Here is a 17,897-nt window from a genome sequence, read left to right as displayed (position 1 = left end):
TCAGCACATCGCGGCGCGTCGCGGGCCCCCGCCCCCGCGGGGGCCGGCCCCCCGTCGCGCCCGGTGTGTGCGGGGGGGGCCCGCCCGAAGGTGATCACGAGCGGCGCAGGCCGGCGTTCAGCAGATCGCGGCGCGTCTCGGCCAGACCGGCCGTGAAGTCGCTGCTGTCCTGGACGAAGTAGCGGTGGAAGAACCACGACGGCACGCGGGGCGCCCGCCGCCGGGCCAGGAAGAGCTGGTCCTGCACCTGCCGGGCCAGCAGCCACAGGTCCTGGGCCACCACCGGGTCCTGGGCCGCCGCCGCGCTCTGCAGGCAGCGGCCCCGGGACCAGCGGGCCACCCGCCGCCGTTCGTCGTAGATGCCGCGCTGCTCACGGAACGTGTCCCAGCCGAGCATCAGCATGCCCAGCGACGGGACGCACCACTGGACCACGAAGTCGGTGACCGTCGAGCCGCGGACCATCGCCGTGAGCAGGCCCACCGCGCCCCAGGCGAGCAGCCCGACCAGGACGGCCTTGGCGTACCGGCGGCGGACCCGGCCGCCCCAGGCGAGGTTGAGCTGCTGGCGGATCAGCACGTCGAACGGGGACGGCAGGTTCGGCATCGCGTACGACGCCCGCAGCGAGGTCTCCGAACCGCGGAACCGGCTGCTCAACTTGTGCACGTCCTCGGCCGGCACCTCGTCGGCGGCCAGCACGTGGTTCCACCGCAGGTGGAACAGCCGCACCTCGAAGGCCTCCTGGAGCAGCGCGGCGCGGCGCAGTTCCTGGTTCGCCCAGGACGCCAGCCCGAACGAGTAGACCAGCGCCCACAGCGCCCCGGCCACGGTCACCACGATGCTCAGCGAGCGGATGAACGGCGTCGAGTTCAGCGACCCGGCGAAGACCGTGCCGAGCCCGATCGCGGCGAGCGTGACCGAGATGGCGATCCGTAACGCGGCGAGGCGGCGCACCCGGGCGTGCGACACCGTCATCGCTCGAAGAAGGTGACAGAGCGTCGGCTCCAGCTGGCGCTGCCGCACCACAGATCTCCGCTCGGACATGCGCGCCACCGCCTGCACCACGGATCACATCGGATACCGCCAAGATTAGCTCCGTTTAGCAGACATGTTCTTCTATATCTCCAGATGGCGGTAAGGTTTAAGGCGATTGGAGGGCCGCCGTCGGGGAGAGCCGAGCGGCGCGTACCGCCGGGTAGAGCCCTGCCAGCCCGCCGATGAGGAGGGTTGCGGCCAGTCCTCCGGCGAGCACCCACTCCGGAATCACCCAGGGCCACTGCTCGTACGCCGCGTAACCGACAGTCACGGTGACCCCCAACAGCACGCCACCCGCCCCGCCGAGCGCCGACAGCAGCAGCGACTCCGCCAGGAACTGGACCCGCACCTGCCCACGGGTGGCGCCCAGCGCCCGCCGCAGGCCGATCTCCGGGCGACGCTCCAGCACCGAGATGACCATCGTGTTGGCCACCCCGACCCCGCCGACCAGCAGCGCCACCGCCCCGACGCCGAGCAGCAGCCCGGCGAACGCCTGGTTGGTGGCCTGCTTGGCGGCCAGCGCGTCGGACGGCCGGGACACGCTCACCTCGTTGGGGGCGGCCGGGTTCGCGGTCGCCGGGAGCAGTTCGCGCACCGCTTCCAGGCGGCTCTCCACCGACCGGGTGTACACCGTGGTGGCGTGCTCGTCGAAGTCCAGCCACCGGATCGCGGCCGGCCAGCCGAGCAGGGCGGCGCTGTCCAGTTCGGCGGCGAGCGGCACCGGGTCCAGGATGCCGATCACGGTGCACCGGACGCCACCGACGAGGATCTGGGTGTCCGGTCCGGCCGCGCCGATGCCGAGCCGCCGGGCCGCGTCCGCGCCGAGCACCACGGCCGGGTGGCCGCCGGTCGCCGCGTTCAGCCAGACCCCGTCGTGCAGGGTCGCGCCGACCGTGCCGGGCAGGCTCTCCCGGGCCGCGTAGGCCACCAGGCCGTTGGTCTGCGCCTCCGGGATCTCCGCCGACCGGTAGACCTTGGCGCCGTCGACCCGCCCGATGGCGGACGACCGCTCCACCCCGTCCACCCGCTCGATCATCGGCTCCGCCTCCAGCGGCAGTTCCGCCTCCTCGCCGAGGATGGTGTTGCCGGGCTGGACGGTCAGCAGGTTGGTGCCGAGCGCGGACAGGGTGCGGTCGAGCTCGGCGCCCGACGACGAGGAGATCCCGACCACCGCGACCATCGCGGCGATGCCGATGGCGATGCCCAGCGCGGACAGGAACGCCCGCATCGGCCGGGTCCGCAGGCCCACCCCGCCGACCCGGACCACGTCGGCGAACGGCATCCGGGCCGGCCTCACGCCGCCACCCGCTCGGCGAGGACCCGGCCGTCACGCATCCGGATCTGGCGGGGCAGCGACGCGGCGATCTCCCGGTCGTGCGTGATGATCACGACCGTGGTGCCGGCCTCGTTCAGTTCGGTGAGCAGCTCCATGACGCCCTCCCCGGAGCGGGAGTCGAGCGCCCCGGTCGGCTCGTCGGCAAGCAGCAGCGGCGGCCGGCCGACGACCGCGCGGGCGATCGCCACCCGCTGTCTCTCCCCGCCGGACAGTTCGTGCGGATCGTGGCGCAGCCGATGGCCGAGGCCGACCCGGTCCAGGGCCTCGGCCGCCCGGCTCCGCCGCTCCGCGCGCCGGATCCCCTGGTAGAGCAGACCGTCCGCGACGTTGTCCAGCGCGCTGGTCCCGGCCGCCAGGTGGAACTGCTGGAAGACGAACCCGATGCGGGTGGCCCGCAACGCCGACAGCCGCCGGTCGGACAGTCCCGCCACGTCGTGCCCGTCGATGCGGACCGTGCCGGAGCTGGGCCGGTCCAGGGTGCCGATCAGGTGGAGCACGGTGGACTTGCCGGAGCCGGACGGGCCGACCACGGCCACCAGCTCACCCGGCTCGACGCGGGCGGTCACCCGGTCCAGCGCGGTCACCCCGCCCGGATAGGTCTTGGACACCTCGATCAGCTCGATCATCCGGGCACCCCCACGGTCATGCCCTCGGCCAGCCCGTCCGCGGTGACCTCGACCCGGCCGTCGGCGAACAGTCCGGTCCGCACCGGCACCCGGCGTACCGCGGCGCCGTCGACCACCTCGACCAGGAAGCCGCCGCCCGGCGCCGCGAGCAGCGCCGCCACCGGCACGGTCAGCACGTCCCGGCGCTCGGCGGCGGTGAACATGACGTCCACGGCCGCCGACCCGAGTCCCTCGGCCACCTCGGCGTCGGTGAGGGTCACCTGTACCTCGGCCTCGGTGGTGGGGTCGTCGCCGGCCTTCTCGGCGGGCTCGATGACGGTGGCCGTCTCGGTGACCCTCCCGGCCGCGGTCCTGCCACCGGGCAGGGTGACCTCGGCGGCCGCGCCCACCTTCGCCACGCCGGCGTCGGACACGTCCAGGCGTACCGTGATCACCTTGCCGGTGCGGGTCCAGGTGAGCAGGTCCCGGCCCGGCCCGACGGCCTGGTCGACCTCGGCGATCAGGGAGTCCACCCGGACCGCGCCGGAGGCGAAGACCACCTGGCCGAGCGCGACCACCCCGGTCTCCGGCAGGCCGTTGTCCTCCTGCCACTGTTCGACCGCGCTCGCCGTCGAGCTCGTGTACTCGTCGTCGACGGTGAAGCCGTCGTAGCCGAGGGCGGCCAGGTTGCGTTCCAGCTGAGCGACGTCCCGGCCCTCCGCGCCGGGAGACAACGACCGGTACGCGGGAGTCGTGCCGTACATCAGCACCGCCGGATCGTCGTCGATGCGGTGGAGCGGCTTCCCGCGGGTCACCGTCGCGCCGCTGTCCGGCAGCCAGGTGACGGTCCCGTTCCGCCGGGCCGCGGCGGTGCGCGCCGGCCCGTACCCCAGCTCCCCGTCGGCCTCCACCGACTCGCGCAACGTCTGCCGGCTGACCGTGGCGCCGGCCGGCGGAAGCCGGTTCTCCGTGCCGGAACCGGCGCCCGCCTCGGGGCGGGCCACCAGCACCGCGGCCGTCCCCGCCGAGGCGATCACCACCACCCCGGCGACGACCTTGAGGATGCGGCCGCTCATCGGCTGCCCTGCATGATCGACGCGCACGCCTTCTCGGCGGCCTCGAAGTCGGGGTCCTCGCCGGCGCTGGCGTCGATGCGGATCTGGCCGTTCTCCGGGTCGGGGAAGGCCTCGACCCCGTTGTCGCGCATGCACTGGGACTGCTTGCGCAGCCGCTCGTCACGCTCCGGGTCCGCCGCACCTCCGCCGGTCATCCCGGACGGCGCCCACTCCCGGCAGGCCTCCATGGCGGCCTGCACCTTCCGCTGGTCGCTGCCCGGCCCGAACTTGAGCATCATGCCCTTGCCCGGCTCCGGGTCGGGCACGTCCAGGCCCTGCTCCCGCAGGCACTCGGCGAACCTGAGGTTACGGGCGTGCGGGTCCAGGGACGGCGCCGTCGACGGCTTCTCTCCGCCGGCGCAGCCGCCGAGCAGAAGGGCGAGTGAAACACCCACGATTGCCAACCGCATGATCTCTTCTCCTTCGCAAGGGAACTCGGGCCCCCGATGCAACGCGGCGTGCCGTTTCCGGAGCGTTTGCCGAAATGCCAACAGCGCGGAAACGCGGCTGGTGGCAGCATCGGGCGCATGCGGATCCTGGTGGTGGAGGACGAGCAGCTGCTGGCGGACGCGATCGCCGAGTGGCTGCGGGAGGAGACCCACGCGGTCGACGTGGCCGGCGACGGCGCGGCCGCCCTGGAGCGCGTCGACGTCAACGACTACGACGTGGTGATCCTGGACCGCGACCTGCCCCGGGTGCACGGCGACGAGGTCTGCCGCCGGATGGTGTCGGCCGGCGCCGAGCCCCGGATCCTGATGCTGACCGCGGCCGCCGAGGTCACCGACCGGGTGGGCGGGCTGTCGCTGGGCGCCGACGACTACCTGACCAAGCCGTTCGCCATGCCGGAGCTGGCCGCCCGGGTGCTCGCGCTGGGCCGCCGCACCCGGCCGGGCAGCCCGCCGGCACTGCGCCGGGCCGGCATCACCCTGGACCCGGCCCGCCGCGAGGTCACCCGGGACGGCCGGTACGTCTCGCTGTCGAAGAAGGAGTTCGCCGTGCTGTTCGAGCTGCTGCGCGCGGACGGGGCGGTGGTCTCCGCCGAGCATCTGCTGGAGAAGGCCTGGGACGAGAACGCCGACCCGTTCACCGGCGCGGTCCGGCTCGCCATCCTCAAGCTGCGCCGCAAACTGGGCGACCCGCAGGTGATCGAGACCCTGCCCGGCGTCGGGTACCGGATCTCATGAGACCGACGCTGCGGCTCCGGCTGACCCTGGTCTACTTCGGCTTCTTCATGATCGCCGGGGTGGTGCTGCTCGGCATCACCTATCTGCTGTTCCGCCAGAAGCTGCCGCTCTCGCTGATCCCGCCGAGCGGCGACCGGGAGCTGAAGAGGATCCTGCACGTCAACGACGTCACGCTCACCGGTGAGGCCGCCGACCGGTTCATGGAGGCGCAGGCCGCCGAGGTGAGCCGCTCGCTGCTGCAGATGGAGGTGGTGGCGTTCGTCCTGGTCGCGGTGGTCGCGTTCGCGTCCGCGTGGGCGCTGACCGGCCGAATGCTGAGCCCGCTGCACCGGGTCACCGCGACGGCCCGCCGGATCGCCGCCGCCCCGGCCAGCGAGCGCGGCCTGCACCAGCGGATCGACCTGCACGGCCCGGACGACGAGGTGAAGGAACTGGCCGACACGTTCGACAGCATGGTGGAGCGGCTGGAGCACACCTTCGACACGCAGCGGCGGTTCGTGGCGAACGCGTCGCACGAGCTGCGGACCCCGCTCACCCTGAACCGGGCCCTGGTCGAGCTGGCCATGCACCGCCGGACCGCCTCCCCCGACGTGCTGCGCCTCGGCGAGGACCTACTGAAGATCAACTCCCGGCACGAGCGGCTGATCGAGGGGCTGCTGCTGCTCGCCCGGTCCGAACAGGAACTCGCCGACCACTCCCCGGTCGACCTGGCCGACGTGGTCGTGCACGTGGCCGAGCAGACCGCCGCCGAGGCCGCCACCGCCGACGTCAAGGTCACCGTGGTGGCCGGGCCGGCCCCGGCCGTCGGGGACGGCCTGCTGCTCGAACAGATGACCCGCAACCTGGTGGAGAACGGCATCCGGCACAACACCGGCCCCGGCGGCTGGGTGCGGGTGGAGAGCGGCCCCGGCCCGTCGATCACGGTCGGCAACAGTGGGCCGGTCGTGCCGCCCTACGACCTGCCGACCCTGTTCGAGCCCTTCCGCCGTCTCGACGGGGACCGCATCACCTCGGCCAAGGGCTCCGGGCTGGGCCTGTCGATCGTCCGGTCGGTCGCGCACGCGCACGGCGGCACGGTCACCGCCCGGCCGCGCGACGGCGGTGGCCTGGTCGTCACGGTCACACTGCCGGTCGCGGGCGGATAGGGCGGTAATTACCTCTAACGGGACAACGTTACCCTGGGCGGATGCCGACCAGCCGGACCCGCGTCAACCTCCTGCTGCTGACGGCGGCCACCCTGATCATGGCGCTGGTCGTGGCGGTCGGGCTGGCCCGCGGAAACGAGCCGGACCCCGCCACGTTCAGCGCCCCGCCATCGGCCGCCACCGTGCCGAGCGCCACCACGCCGACCGTGCCGGCCGCCCCCGAGCCGCCGGACGGCCTGCCGGTGATCGCCTACGCGGAAGGCCCGCGCGGCCTGCCCACCGACCCCGACCCGGAGTCGGTGACCGCCCTCACCGAGGCGCTGCGCCCGCGGACCAGGATGGCGCTGTACGACGCCCCCGGCGGCCGCCCCCGCGCCTGGCTGCCGCCCCGGATCAGCGGCCTGCCGGTCGTCGCCCCGATCGTCGCCCGGCAGAACGGCTGGGCCGCCGTGCTCGTCCCGGCCGCCAACCGCACCGTCGGCTGGGTGCCGGAGGCCGGCTGGCAGTCCGAGCCGCTGCGCGACCAGCTCGTCGTCGACCTCGGCGAACGCCGCCTCACCTGGCTGCGCGCGGGCGCCGAGCAGGCCCACTGGACCGTGGCGATCGGCACCGACGCCACCCCCACACCGCTCGGCCGCACCTTCGTGATGGGCCGCACCGGCACGTCCGGCAGCGTCTACGCCGGGCTGGACGCGCTGGTGCTCGGTTCGGTCCCGGAGGAGCCGGAGAAGATGGCGGCCAGCCTGCGGAAGGCGCACACCGGCATCCACGCGTGGACGAACAGCTCGGTCTTCGGTAAGGACGTCTCCAACGGCTGCGTCCGCACGCCGGCCGCGGTCCAGCGGAAACTGCTCGCTCAGCTGGACCCGGGCACCCCGGTCGTGGTCACAGCCTGACCGGCTGCGCCACCGAGGCGCAGCGCATCCACCGGCCCACCGAACACCGCGGCCCACCGCCGCCCCGGTTCACCGCCAACCGGGTGACCATCTTCGACGCGTGCGCGGGCGCCACCGCACGAGGCGAAGCCGGCGCCGCCTCGCGCAGCATCTCCCGGCGCACCTCGTCGAGCAGATCCGGCATCGGCAGGCCGAGCGCCCGGCAGATCGCCGCGAGCACCTCCGACGACGCCTCCTTGGTGCCGCGCTCCACTTCGGAGAGGTACGGCAGCGACACCCCGGCCGCCGCGGCCACCTCCCGCAACGTCCGGCCCTGACCCAGCCGGATGCGCCGCAGCACCGCCCCGATGACCCGCCGCAACAGTGGCATGCCCCGTCTCCCCTCCGCCGACTCGTCCGCTGCCATCATGGCCCGGCGCGCCCGGCGGTGCTACGGTAGGCCCAACCGGATCCCGGATGCAGGCGTTTCTCATCGCCCCCGCTGATCCACCTCCCCGAGCCGTTCACCGGCTTTCCGCGCCGTCGGCGCGCATTCTCGAAACGAGTCACCACCATGACCGGTCCCGTCCCCGTGGACGGTCTCGTCGACCTCGTCGACGACCGCCCCTGGATCCGTACCGACGGCTACGCGCCGTCCCCCACCGACCTGCCGATCGCCACGTCCGAGATGCGCCGCCTGCATCTGCGCCGCGGCGACCACATCACCGGCCAGGCCCTCGGCCGGCCCGCGAAACTCCAGCTCACCGCGGTCAACGGCCGCCCGCCCGGACCCCGGCCCGACTTCTACCAGCGCACTTCGCTGCACCCGCACGAGCGGTTGCGCCTGGAGACCGAACCGCACCTGCTGACCACCCGCGTCATCGACCTGTTCATGCCGATCGGCAAGGGCCAGCGCGCCCTGATCGTCGCCCCGCCGATGGCCGGCAAGACCACGATCCTGCACGAGACGGCCAAGGCGATCGCCCGCAACCATCCCGAATGCCACCTCATGGTCCTGTTGATCGACGAGCGTCCCGAGGAGGTGACCGACATGCGCCGCTCGGTGAAGGGCGAGGTGATCGCCGCGACCTTCGACCGCCCGCCGCACGAGCACGCCCGCATCGCCGAACTCGCCGCCGAACGCGCCAAACGCCTGGCCGAACAGGGTGAGGACGTCGTCCTGCTGCTCGACTCGATCACCCGCCTGGCGCGCGCCCACAACCTGCTGGCGCCGGCCCGCGGCCGCACTCTCACCGGCGGCCTGGACACCTCCGCCCTGCATCCGCCGAAACGCCTGCTGGGTGCGGCACGCGCCTTCGAGGGCGGCGGTTCGGTCACGATCATCGCGACCGCCCTGGTGGAGAACGGCTCGGCCATGGACGGCGTGATCTTCGAGGAGTTCAAGAGCACCGGCAACGCCGAACTCAAGCTGGACCGCTCACTCGCCGAGGCCCGCGTCTTCCCGGCCGTGGACGTGCCCGCCTCCGGCACCCGCCACGACGAGCTGCTCCTGCACCCGGACGAACTCGCCGCCACCGCCCGCCTGCGCCGCGCCCTGTCCGGCCGCGAAAAAATGGCCCAGCTGCTCGAACAGCTTCGCGCGACGCCCAGCAACGCGGTCTTCCTTCACAAGATCTCTTCATCGTACGGGTGAGCCGAGTCCCGCCCGCTCCCCGCGAGCCCACTGCGCCGTCCAGACCGTGCCGCGCCCGCCGGGCTGAGATCGGTGCCCAGGCGGGCCGGCCCCGTCGCCGCCACTGGTGTCCCCCGCCGGTCACGGCCGCGCGATGGCCTCACCCGCCCAGCCTTTCGGTCACCCTGAGCGGTGGTCGTCCTCTCGCTCGCAGGCATCGGGGTTGCCCACTCCCGTCCGCGCCGGTCACCCTCAGCGAGTGGTCACGGCCTTGCTTCCCAGACACCGGAGTACCCACTCCCCTCCGCGCCGGTCACCCTCAGCGAGTGGTCACGGCCTTGCTTCCCAGGCACGAGAGCTGCCCGCTTTCTGCCGTTGCGCCGGTCGCCCGGGGTGGGTGGGCGCGCTTTCGCGAGGGTGGGCGCGCACGGTGGCGGTGTCGTGGTCGCCGACGTGGCCTATCGCCGCGACGGCCGCTCACGTGGCGGCGTTTGTGTGCTTTCACCGTCGAAAGCCCGGCCGGCCGGAACTTCGTTTACCGGTTCTTGTGGAGGGCCGAGGGCGCCGGAGAGCCTGTTTCTCGGTTGTGGGTGGCCGCGATGTCGAGTCGCGCATTCGGATGGCTGTGGCGTCACCCCGGCTCACCGGCGATCTTGGGTGATGGTGGCTGTCGGGCCGATCTTGATTCCTGGTTGTTGTCCGGCGGTCGATCATCGCCCATGATCCATTTCCGCTGGAAGACCTTGGGTGATCGGATACATCCGGATGACCACCATGGCGCAAGATCGCGCGTTCGGTGACGATCACCCAAGATCCACATCGATACCTGCGGGTGGCTTGAACGGTTGGCGGTGACCGGCTAAACCTCGCGGCGAAGGCGGGAAACACGCGAACGGACGACTTGACATCCACCCCGGCGACAACCGAGGAAGAGACTCCGGAACAGCACGGATGTGCCACGCACCCTCAGGTACCCAAGATTGCGGTCACGGTTAGTGACTCCCAGCGGGTTTCCCGTGGCGCGACCGGCATCGAGCGCCACCACCCGCCTGGCGGGAGCGGCGTGACGGCCGGGAGCGGCGCCCCCGTTTCCTGGGAAGCGCCGCCGCGACAACCCACCCGGAGCGAGTGGCGGCACATGCGGGGGTGTCCAACCGAGCTCAGCCCGGCGGTCGCGGCACAGGCTTGCGTGGCAGGTGCTCGCGGGGTGCCGCAAAGCGGCCGCCGTTGCTGGGGACGGGGAACACCGTACAAGGAACGGGTTCAGGTCATGCGATCGATGGCCGCCTTCGCGTCGGCGAGCGTGGCGCCGGTGTGCTCGCGATAGGCCTTGATCGCCTGAATCTTGCGGCCGTTGCGGAGATGGTCCAGGACGTCGGGGTGGGCGGACTCGGGATCGGCCACGCTCAGGTGCGCGAGCAGCAGGTCGAGTTTGCGTTCGACGGCGGCGAGGCGGGCGCCTGTCCGGGCACGGTCCCGCGAGGCGTTGCCGAGTTGGGCGCCCACGAGAACGAAGAGGATCAGGACAAACGGCATCAGGAGAAGAAGTACGTCCACAGCAGGATGGTGGCACCCGACCGCCCTTCGCACCGATAGGCTGCTCGGATGGCGGACGAGTCCGTGGTGCGGGAGTTGCTCGCCGCGATTCCGGTGGGCTGCACCTGGGTCGTGCCCGTTCGCGGGTCCTCCGGTGAGCTGCGGGATTTCCGGATCGCGGCGACCAGCGACCGGACCCGGGACATCTTCGGCCGGGGCACCCAGCGGGTCGACAGTCTGCTCGGCGAGCTGTACCCGGCACTGGTCGGCGGTCCGTTGTGGAATTTGTACACCGAGGTGCTGGAGACCGGCGTCCCGGGGCGGATGGACGAGTTCCGGCACGAGGAGACGCGCACCGGCGCGGTCGCCGAGTCCCGCTTCGAGATCAGCGTCTACCGGGTGCTGGGCGGGCTGCTGATCTGGTGGCAGCGGGTCGACGAGTACCAGCGCCGGCTGGAGCACACCGAGGTGCTGGGCAGTCTCGGCTGGGCGGAGTACGACCTGGTCACCGGCCGCAGCGACTGGTCCCCGGGGATGTACCGGATCTTCGGCCGGGGCCCGGCCGACGGGCCGCTGTCGCGTACCGATCAGGCGCGGGCCATGCTGCCGGAGGACCGCGGCATCGCCGAGACCGCCTGGCAGACGCTGGACAGCGGCGCCACCTCCGACGTGACCGTCCGGTTCCTGATCGGCGAGCAGGCCAAGCATCTGCGGATCCTGTCCGACGTGGCCCGGGACGCGGCCGGGGCGCCGGTGAAGATCTACGCCGTGGTGCAGGACGTGACAGCGCGGGTCGACTCGCGGACCGAGATCGAGCGGCTCAGCGACAAGTTGCGGACCCGGGAGATGACGGCGCTGGCCGAGCACCGTCTGGCCGGCCAGTTGCAGAACATGATCCAGCCGGTGCCGTCGGCGCCGTTCACACTGGCCGGGCTGGAAGCGATGGTCAGCTATCTGCCGGCCGAGAGCGCCGTCCAGGTGGGCGGCGACTGGTACCACGCACAGAACCTGGAGGACGGCCGGGTGGCGCTGGCCATCGGCGACGTGGCCGGGCACGGTCTGGAGGCGGCCAGCGGGATGGCGCATCTGCGGTTCGCCCTGGTGGCGTGGTTGTCGATCGGCATCCACGCGCCCGGCGAGCTGCTCCGGCACATGAACCGGCTGTGCGCCCAGCTCGGCATCACCGGCACCGCGCTGGTGGCGATCTACGACCCGCGAACCCGCTCGCTGCCGTGGGCCCGGGCCGGCCACCTGTCACCGCTGCTCGGCAGGGCCGGCGCGAGCCACGAGCTGGACCGTCCGCCGGGTCTGCTGCTGGGCGCCGAGCCGGAGACGAGCTTCCCTGAGGTGAGCGCCGAGTTGGAGCCGGGCGACCTGGTCGTGTTCTTCACCGACGGTCTGGTGGAGCGCCGCGATCTGGGCATCGACGGCCGCTCCGGGGAGGTCCGCGGCCACCTGTCGGCCGTCTCCGCCGACCCGGGCACGGCGCCGCTGCCCCGCCTCCACCGGCTGCTCTACGCCCCGAGCCCGGACGACGACACCTGCACCCTCGCCGTCCGCGTGCTGAGCTAGCCCCGCTCCGCATCACGATCGGTGGAGAACCGGCCTAAAGCCGGGGACGGGATCGCCGATGGTTCAGCGCCCGGTGATCCAATGTTTTGGCGGTGTGGTTGTGAACGCGTCCAAAGGCTTGACTCGGCGCCTGCGATCGGTGTCGGCCGCGCTCCTGGTGTTGCCGCTGTCGCTGGTGGGGACCACAGCGTGCGCGAAGGAGAGCGCGCCGGCCGCGGCGGCGCTGTCGTACGCCGCGTCGGAACCGCCGGTGACGATCAACTTCTGGTTCATGCCGAACGGAGTGAACGCCGAGGAGTCGATGAAGGCCGAGGCGGAGGAGTTCCACAGGCTGCACCCCAACATCACGGTGCGGCTGCGGATGCTGGACTGGGCCGCCGCGTTGACCATGATCAGCACCGCCGTGGGCGGGGGCGATGCCCCCGACGTCGCACAGCTCGGCACGACCTGGGTGGGTGACCTGACCAAGTCCGGGGCACTGCAACCGTACAGCGACGCCGAGATCCACTCTTTGGGTGGGCAGGCGGCCTTCGTACCGGCGAGCTGGACGTCGACGAAGCCGGCCGGCACCGGCGCCGTGACCGCCGTGCCGTGGTTCGTCGACGTCCGGGCATTGTTCTACCGCACCGACGTGCTGCGCCGGCTGGGGCTGGATCCCGCGAAGGCGTTCGCCGACTGGAACGCGCTGGAGCGGACGCTCGCCGCGATCAAGCGCGAAGGCAAGGTCGCACCGCTCGGGCAGCCGGGCAAGAACGACTGGAACGTCGTCCACAACGTGACCCCGTTCATCTGGGGCGCCGGTGGAGATCTGCTGTCCGCCGACGGCACGACGCCGGCGTTGTCCACCCCGGAGGTGTTCGCGGGGGTCGACTACTACCAGCGCCTGATGGCCAACTACAACAAGCGGGACCTGCTGACGAAGGACACCGATGCCGCCATGGCCGCGTTCGCGGACGGGGAGACCGCGGTCCTGATGCAGGGTCCGGACGCGGTGTCCAGGTTCCGCACCGGCACGGACCGGGCCGGCCTGCGCTCCGGCTGGTCGACCGCGCCGCTCCCGGCCGGGCCCCAGGGGCAGTACACCTTCCTCGGGGGAAGTGACCTGGCGATCTTCGCCCGGTCGGCACACCACACCGCGGCACTGGAATGGGTGCGGTTCCTCACCGGGACGGAGAGCCAGGATCGGTACGCGGTGCGGGCGGCGGGAATCTGGCCGGCCAGGCTGGAGACGGTGCGGGCTGCCGCGCTGGACACCGACCCCGTCTACCGGGCCTTCGCGCAGGCGCAGAACTTCGGCAGGCAGTACCCCGCCGTCGCGGCGTGGGGCGACATCGAGGCAGCCCTGACCAAGGACTTCAGCACGTTGTGGGAGTTCGTGATGACGTCGGGGACGCCGATGCCCGCGGACGACCTTCGCCGGTTGCTGCTCGCGGCCAATGAGAACGTCCGTGTCGCCATCATGCGGGCTCGGTGATGCGCCGCTTCCTGGCCTGGTGGCGACACCATCGGTGGGGGAAGATGCTGACGGCCGTCGTGATCGCCCTCGCACTTGTCACCTACCTCAACATCGTCTCCCACCGGCGCGCCGCGACCGAGAGCCAGGTCGCGGCGCAACTGCACAGCCTCGGACTGCTTCTCAACGAGGAGAGTTCCCTGCAATGGAAGACGCTGGCCGCGGGCAATGCCCCGGTCCAGGTGGCCCGGGAGGTGGGAGGCATCCGGGGAAGCGAACGGGCGATCCTGGAACGGCTCGCGGTCGTCCTGCCCGGCGCCACCAGTCTCGAACTGAGTCGGCTGGTGGACGAATACCACGTCGTGCTCGACAAGCAGTTGGCCCTGCTCGTCGTCGACGACAGCGCCGCCGCCGCCCAGGTCGAATGGCAGGAGACCGACCCGAAGTTCGAGCAGCTCAACACCCGGATCACCGCGTTGTCGGAGACCGCGCTCGCGGGCGGCCGGCGGGCGGCCGCCACGGCCGACTATCTTCTGGTCTGTACGATGGCGCTAACCGCCCTGATGATCGGCGCCCTGCTACGCCGGTTCGAGCGGGCGGACCGCGCCGCCGCCACCGCCACCGCCGAACTGCTGCGGCAGGAGCGCGCGGCGCTGGTGCTGGCCAATCAGAACGCCGAGGCGATTCGCCATCAGGCGGAGCACGACTCGCTCACCGGCCTGCCCAACCGTTCGCTCTTCGCCGAACGTGTGGACCTGGCCCTGCGGTCGGGCAGGGATCCGGCGGTCATGTTCATCGATCTCGACGACTTCAAACGGGTCAACGACAGCCTCGGCCACGCGGCAGGCGATGCGCTGCTCGTGGAGGTGGCTCGACGGCTGCGCGGATCCCTGCGGGATAGCGACACCCCGGCACGTCTCGGCGGGGACGAATTCGCGATCTTGATCGAGGACGGTGGGGTGGACACCGCGATCGGTCTCGCGCAGCGGATCATCGCGGCGCTCGCCGAACCTGTCGACGCCGGCGGTACGCGGGTGCTCACCCGCGGCAGCGTGGGGATCGCGGGCGCGGCCCCGGACCGGGACCGCTCGGACATGCTGCGCCAGGCCGACCTGGCCATGTACGCGGCCAAGAACCGCGGCAAGGGGCAGTTCGCCGTGTTCGACGATTCCATGCGGGACCCGCGGCACGATCGTGTGGACCTGGCGGTCCCGTCCACCCCGATGTCAGCCTGACAGTCTCCAGGTTGCCGGCTCACTGATACGGCAGGGTCACCGTGGAGAGCTCGCCCAGCGAGACCGTGCTCGCCGCGGAGCCGATGGCACTCCAGATCTCCACCTTGACCGTGCCGTTCGCCAGGTCGCCGAAGGTCCCCGTGGTGGTGACCTGACCGACGGCGCCGGTGTACCGCTCCCACCCGGTGACCGGATCGGTGGCGAAGTAGCGGAACGTCTCGACCCGGTCGAAGCTGCCGTTGCCGGTCAGGTCGTACGAGACACGGACCTGGGTGGCGTTGCCGACCGAGGTGCCGGCGTCCACCGAGATGCCGAACGCGGTCGCGGCGCCGGAACGGTACGCCATGTTCAGCCCGGTCGCGGTGAACGTGATCGGCGAGTGCGGCTGGTTGTCGTTGGCGCCCGAGGCCCTGGCCACGGTCGCGGTGCCGGCCGTACCCGCGGCATCGGCCAGCACGGCACCGGTTTGCAGGTACCGGACCGCTCCCCCACCGGCCGGCGGGCTGGGGGTGGTCGGCGTCGGCGTCGGGCCGGAGGGGGTCGTAGGGGTGGGAGTCGGGTTGATGCCGCCGCCGGTCGCGTTGCCACCGGACCAGTTCACCGCGCCGCCGGCGACCGTCCGCCCGGCCGGCACCGCCAGCACCCTGCCGTCCGAGAAGGTCACCGTGAGCGGCGCGCCGGTGATGTTGGACGCGACGTACGTCCGGGCGCCGTTCCTGCTGAACACCCGGTAGAGGGGGTGGTCGGCGGTGACGGTGAGATCGGTCGTGCCCAGGGCGGCGAGGTTGCGGATCCAGTGGAACGTGTGCGCCTTGGTCTCACCCTCCTCGGGGGTGTAGCCGCTGCCGGCCCGGAACTTGGCCAGCGCCGCGTCGCCGTCGCCGAGCGCCAGGTACTGCCAGGCGATGTCCTGCCAGAGCGCCGGTTCGTGCCCGGCGTTGGTGACCATCTCGGTGTAGTTGCGCCTGACGTACGCCGGGTCGTCGCCCAGGTAGAAGTGCCCGCCGGTGACCGGCAGCATGTTGATGCCGTGGATCTGCTCGGGCGCCGAGGCGAACCAGGTGGCGTACGCGCCGCCGTCGCCCCAGACCATGCCGACCGTGCCGTGGCCGAACGCCGACGGGAAGTTCTCGTCGCGGGTGTCGAACCAGTACTCGTTGATCGCGGCCGACTGCGTCGTCCAGATGAAGATGCCGGCGTCGCGGATCGCGGTGTCGCCGGTCGCCTGCCCCCACTGGATCAGCGCGTTGGCGAAGTTCATCCCCTCCGACGACGACTCCTGGTTGTTGCCGGCGAAGAAGGCGCCGTGCCCGGCCGCCCAGTCGTGCCCGGCGTAGATGTCGAAGTCCCGGAGGTACGGGAACCGGTTGTCGCCACGGTCGTAGTTGTTGGCGTCGCGGATCAGCAGGTCCACCATGCCGCCGTAGCCGGAGCCCGCCGCCCAGGACGGGTCGAACTTGGCCAGCGTCGCGGCGGCGGCGATGTAGTAGCCGTAGTGGAAGTGGTGGTCGTTGAGTTCCGCGTCGGAGCCGTACGAGGCGGGGTAGCCGATCAGCGTGCCCCAGTTGCGGTCGTAGTAGAACAGCTTCTCCGTCTTGCCCGCGGTGGCGGTGAACCAGTCGGTCAGCCTGCTCCGGATGGCCGTCAGCGCGGTGTCCCGTACGTCGGTGCGGCCGAACTGGTCGGCGATCTCCGCGATCCGGGCGCCGATGCCGAGCGCCTTGCCGGTCCAGTAGGTGTCGTTCCTCGTCACGTTGACCGGGTTGTCCTTGACCTGGTCGAGGTAGGCGTTGAGGGTGCTCAGGTCGGCCCCGCCGCTGTCGGCGACCGCGGGCACCTCGGGCAGCACTCCGTGGTAGACCGCCGAGGTGGTGTACGACGAGGCGCCGACGAGCAGCTTCATGGCCCCGCGGGCGGTGACGTAGGTCTGTGCGAGGGGTGTCGCGCCGGTCAGCGCCCGCCACTGGTGCGGGTAGAGGCCGACGACGGTCCCGGCGCCGGAACCCTCCCGCGCGGTGGTGGTGTACGCGTATGTGGTGGTGACCCGGCTGGTGGCCTGGTGGTAGGCGTACGAGACCTGGGTGCCGGTGACGTGGTGGTGCGCGTACGTGCCGAAGCCGGCGGCCAGGGCGGTCCTGTCCGCGGCGCTGGTGGCCGGCGTGGTCGGCAGCACCGCGATGGAGAAGTAGCCCTTGCCGGCCAGGGTGGAGGTGATGACGGTGCCGCTGACCGACCAGGTGGCCCCGGTCGGCGCGTACGCGACGTAGTCCTTGCCGGCGACCGAGTAGCCGATCCGCGATCCACTGTTGGACCAGACGGCCGGGGTGCTCTTCGCGGTGATCTGGGCATTGCCGCCGGTGATCTGGAAGTAGGCGAACGGCAGGCCGTGCCCGATGGTCGCCTTCATGGTCCGGGTGCCGTCACTCCAGTACGGCGTGACGGTCCAGTCGGTCCAGGAGTCGACCAGGGTCCGCGGGGCGTTCAGCCCGGCCACCCCGGCGGTGAAATCCTCCTGGTAGATGTAGTGGTACTCGCCGACGCCGGTGGACGAGCCACTGATCTGCGGCGTGGTGTTGTAGGAGAAGCCCAGCCCGCCCGCGGTGGTGTCGTAGCTCGTCGGATGCGCGTGCAGGTTCTCGCTGTAGGCGCAGTCGAACTTCTTGTAGACCAGCGACGACCACCAGTCGTTGGTCGGCACCGGGCCGGCCGGCGCGCCGGCGGTCATGAACTGGCGGGGGTTCGTGGCCAGGTCTCCGCAGCCGGTGGGCAGACTCGCGCCGGCCGGCAGGGTCTCGGTGTAGCTGCCCGCGCCGACGGTGGCCGCGTCCGCCGTCCCGCTGACCGCCACCGCCCCGAATCCGGCCACGACAGCCGCGGCGGCGATCAGTGCGAGGGCCCGGCCGCTGACAGATCCCATCACGCCTCCACTGCATTCGACCCGTGGCAGCCGCCCGTGAGAGCGCTCTCTGGCCCAGACGGTAAATGCGTACAATGGATTTCGTCAATGTTTCCGACTTTTTGCGGTCGAGCCTCGACCAGATCTAGCCGCAACGCCGTTCAGTTAGGCCAGCGTCGGGTTCGTCAAGGTCCGTTGGTGATGATGTTGATGGCGATGGTGGCTTGGTAGGTGCGCCGGTCGATGTTCGGGCCGCGGGCCTGGTATTTGGAGTTCGAT

The 17,897-nt window shown here is 71.7% G+C and carries 14 protein-coding genes and 1 pseudogene; 7 read left to right on the top strand and 8 right to left on the bottom strand.

Annotation, left to right across the window (positions count from 1 at the left end):
• Positions 1-94 precede the first annotated feature (94 nt).
• The 5 genes from KZ829_RS12585 to KZ829_RS12565 all read right to left on the bottom strand — a co-directional run bounded on the left by KZ829_RS12585 (position 95) and on the right by KZ829_RS12565 (position 4,499).
• Positions 95-1,042 carry an S-4TM family putative pore-forming effector gene (locus KZ829_RS12585; RefSeq protein ID WP_281428114.1) on the bottom strand — a complete coding sequence of 316 codons (948 nt, stop codon included), beginning with the start codon at positions 1,040-1,042 and terminating at the stop codon, positions 95-97.
• Positions 1,043-1,139: 97 nt separating this feature from the next.
• Positions 1,140-2,315, bottom strand: a complete 1,176-nt coding sequence (locus tag KZ829_RS12580) for an ABC transporter permease (protein WP_220144337.1) — start codon at positions 2,313-2,315, stop codon at positions 1,140-1,142.
• An 11-nt stretch (positions 2,316-2,326) separates the two neighbouring features.
• Complete coding sequence (locus tag KZ829_RS12575) at positions 2,327-2,995, bottom strand: ABC transporter ATP-binding protein (protein WP_220144053.1); 669 nt, start codon at positions 2,993-2,995, stop codon at positions 2,327-2,329.
• Positions 2,992-4,050 (bottom strand): peptidoglycan-binding protein, encoded by a 1,059-nt coding sequence (locus KZ829_RS12570; RefSeq protein ID WP_220144052.1) that lies wholly within the window; start codon positions 4,048-4,050, stop codon positions 2,992-2,994. Before KZ829_RS12570 ends, KZ829_RS12575 begins: the two co-directional genes overlap by 4 nt.
• Entirely contained in the window at positions 4,047-4,499 is a 453-nt protein-coding gene (locus KZ829_RS12565; protein ID WP_220144051.1) for a beta/alpha barrel domain-containing protein, read from the bottom strand. Before KZ829_RS12565 ends, KZ829_RS12570 begins: the two co-directional genes overlap by 4 nt.
• Before the next feature lie 117 nt (positions 4,500-4,616).
• On the opposite strand from KZ829_RS12565, the gene KZ829_RS12560 reads away from it, so the two are divergent.
• Genes KZ829_RS12560 through KZ829_RS12550 form a run of 3 tightly spaced genes read left to right on the top strand, consistent with a single transcriptional unit; the run spans position 4,617 to position 7,314 of the window.
• Positions 4,617-5,273 carry a response regulator transcription factor gene (locus KZ829_RS12560; RefSeq protein WP_220144050.1) on the top strand — a complete coding sequence of 219 codons (657 nt, stop codon included), beginning with the start codon at positions 4,617-4,619 and terminating at the stop codon, positions 5,271-5,273.
• Positions 5,270-6,418, top strand: coding sequence for a sensor histidine kinase (locus KZ829_RS12555; RefSeq protein ID WP_220144049.1), 1,149 nt, complete (start codon positions 5,270-5,272; stop codon positions 6,416-6,418). The genes KZ829_RS12560 and KZ829_RS12555 overlap by 4 nt, the downstream gene beginning before the upstream one ends.
• 41 nt (positions 6,419-6,459) lie before the next feature.
• A complete protein-coding gene (locus KZ829_RS12550; RefSeq protein ID WP_246635544.1) occupies positions 6,460-7,314 on the top strand; it encodes a L,D-transpeptidase in 855 nt (284 codons plus the stop codon).
• Positions 7,315-7,470: 156 nt separating this feature from the next.
• Here KZ829_RS12550 and KZ829_RS42865 read toward each other — a convergent pair.
• Positions 7,471-7,684, bottom strand: a pseudogene (locus KZ829_RS42865) (helix-turn-helix domain-containing protein); the annotation flags it as partial.
• A 183-nt stretch (positions 7,685-7,867) separates the two neighbouring features.
• On the opposite strand from KZ829_RS42865, the gene rho reads away from it, so the two are divergent.
• Positions 7,868-8,947, top strand: a complete 1,080-nt coding sequence (gene rho / locus KZ829_RS12540) for a transcription termination factor Rho (RefSeq protein WP_220144047.1) — start codon at positions 7,868-7,870, stop codon at positions 8,945-8,947.
• A 1,242-nt stretch (positions 8,948-10,189) separates the two neighbouring features.
• Here the strand turns inward: rho and KZ829_RS12535 are convergent.
• Positions 10,190-10,483: a ribosomal protein L7/L12 gene (locus tag KZ829_RS12535; protein WP_220144046.1), complete on the bottom strand. Its 294-nt coding sequence runs from the start codon at positions 10,481-10,483 to the stop codon at positions 10,190-10,192.
• A 48-nt stretch (positions 10,484-10,531) separates the two neighbouring features.
• Between KZ829_RS12535 and KZ829_RS12530 the strand changes: the two genes are divergently transcribed.
• The 3 genes from KZ829_RS12530 (at position 10,532) to KZ829_RS12520 (ending at position 14,722) form a co-directional block, all read left to right on the top strand.
• Positions 10,532-12,034, top strand: coding sequence for a PP2C family protein-serine/threonine phosphatase (locus tag KZ829_RS12530; protein ID WP_220144045.1), 1,503 nt, complete (start codon positions 10,532-10,534; stop codon positions 12,032-12,034).
• Between the two features lie 139 nt (positions 12,035-12,173).
• Positions 12,174-13,508, top strand: a complete 1,335-nt coding sequence (locus tag KZ829_RS12525) for an extracellular solute-binding protein (protein WP_220144044.1) — start codon at positions 12,174-12,176, stop codon at positions 13,506-13,508.
• A gap of 44 nt (positions 13,509-13,552) precedes the next feature.
• Positions 13,553-14,722 carry a GGDEF domain-containing protein gene (locus tag KZ829_RS12520; protein WP_220144043.1) on the top strand — a complete coding sequence of 390 codons (1,170 nt, stop codon included), beginning with the start codon at positions 13,553-13,555 and terminating at the stop codon, positions 14,720-14,722.
• Positions 14,723-14,741: 19 nt separating this feature from the next.
• Here KZ829_RS12520 and KZ829_RS12515 read toward each other — a convergent pair whose 3' ends face one another.
• The gene (locus KZ829_RS12515) at positions 14,742-17,639 is read right to left on the bottom strand and encodes a glycosyl hydrolase (protein ID WP_220144042.1); all 2,898 of its coding nucleotides are present in this window, start codon (positions 17,637-17,639) and stop codon (positions 14,742-14,744) included.
• Positions 17,640-17,897 lie beyond the last annotated feature (258 nt).

The organism is Actinoplanes hulinensis (assembly GCF_019429605.1).
GTDB classification, from domain to species: Bacteria; Actinomycetota; Actinomycetes; order Mycobacteriales; family Micromonosporaceae; genus Actinoplanes; species Actinoplanes campanulatus.
Note: the sequence above shows the minus strand (reverse complement) of the source record. Positions and strands in the feature narration are given on the sequence as shown.

Bases quoted from the DNA above. Each gene is read 5' to 3' on its own strand.
- KZ829_RS12585 (WP_281428114.1), bottom strand. From the start codon at position 1,042: ATGTCCGAGCGGAGATCTGTGGTGCGGCAGCGCCAGCTGGAGCCGACG.
- KZ829_RS12580 (WP_220144337.1), bottom strand. From the start codon at position 2,315: ATGCCGTTCGCCGACGTGGTCCGGGTCGGCGGGGTGGGCCTGCGGACC.
- KZ829_RS12575 (WP_220144053.1), bottom strand. From the start codon at position 2,995: ATGATCGAGCTGATCGAGGTGTCCAAGACCTATCCGGGCGGGGTGACC.
- KZ829_RS12570 (WP_220144052.1), bottom strand. From the start codon at position 4,050: ATGAGCGGCCGCATCCTCAAGGTCGTCGCCGGGGTGGTGGTGATCGCC.
- KZ829_RS12565 (WP_220144051.1), bottom strand. From the start codon at position 4,499: ATGCGGTTGGCAATCGTGGGTGTTTCACTCGCCCTTCTGCTCGGCGGC.
- KZ829_RS12560 (WP_220144050.1), top strand. From the start codon at position 4,617: ATGCGGATCCTGGTGGTGGAGGACGAGCAGCTGCTGGCGGACGCGATC.
- KZ829_RS12555 (WP_220144049.1), top strand. From the start codon at position 5,270: ATGAGACCGACGCTGCGGCTCCGGCTGACCCTGGTCTACTTCGGCTTC.
- KZ829_RS12550 (WP_246635544.1), top strand. From the start codon at position 6,460: ATGCCGACCAGCCGGACCCGCGTCAACCTCCTGCTGCTGACGGCGGCC.
- rho (WP_220144047.1), top strand. From the start codon at position 7,868: ATGACCGGTCCCGTCCCCGTGGACGGTCTCGTCGACCTCGTCGACGAC.
- KZ829_RS12530 (WP_220144045.1), top strand. From the start codon at position 10,532: ATGGCGGACGAGTCCGTGGTGCGGGAGTTGCTCGCCGCGATTCCGGTG.
- KZ829_RS12520 (WP_220144043.1), top strand. From the start codon at position 13,553: ATGCTGACGGCCGTCGTGATCGCCCTCGCACTTGTCACCTACCTCAAC.
- KZ829_RS12515 (WP_220144042.1), bottom strand. From the start codon at position 17,639: ATGGGATCTGTCAGCGGCCGGGCCCTCGCACTGATCGCCGCCGCGGCT.